The organism is Actinospica acidithermotolerans (genome assembly GCF_018139625.1).
GTDB classification, from domain to species: Bacteria; Actinomycetota; Actinomycetes; order Streptomycetales; family Catenulisporaceae; genus Actinospica; species Actinospica acidithermotolerans.
The window spans coordinates 1-539 of sequence record NZ_JAGSOH010000328.1 but is presented as its reverse complement, the minus strand read 5'-3'; the positions used below and the strand labels follow the sequence as shown (position 1 = coordinate 539).

1 protein-coding gene is annotated in these 539 nt (G+C 68.5%); it reads left to right on the top strand.

The genetic code is table 11. From position 1 onward, the window contains the following. On the top strand, nucleotides 1-387 hold a 387-nt coding region (locus tag KDK95_RS34930; RefSeq protein WP_212522635.1), incomplete at its 5' end, for a tyrosine-type recombinase/integrase. Between the last annotated feature and the right edge of the window lie 152 nt (nucleotides 388-539).

Sequence of the window (539 nt, the reverse complement as noted above, 5' to 3'; positions counted from 1 at the left end):
GCGCGGTCTCGTGCGGTGTGGGAGGGGTTGGTGCGTCCGTTGCCGGGTTCGGATCCGTCGTTGGAGGTGTGGGTGGCGGCGTGGCGGCTCGGTTTGAATGTGCGGGGGACGACGTGGGCGAGGTACGAGTCGCATCTGCGGATCTATATCCTGCCTCGGTTCGGACGGAATCGGCTGTCGGAGATCAGCCGGGTGGAGATCCGGGCGTGGGCGCTTTCGCTGGCTGGACAGGGGTTGCGCGGGTCGTCGGTGTGCTCGATCGTCGCGCTACTCTCGGGGATCTTGGCGGAGTCGGTGCGCGAAGGGCTGATGGGGTTCAATCCGGCGGTGAAGCTCCGGGCGGTCTCTGATCGCCCGGGCGAGCGGGTGGTGGGCAGCATGGGGTGATGGTGGTGACAACGGCGTATACGGGGATGCGGTGGGGGGAGTTGGCCGGGCTGCACCGGGACAACGTCATCCTCGGGCCTTCCTCGCGCCGTGAGGAGGCCGGATTCGTCCCGCACATCCGGGTCGACGGACGAGTCGGGGCGCTGCACGAG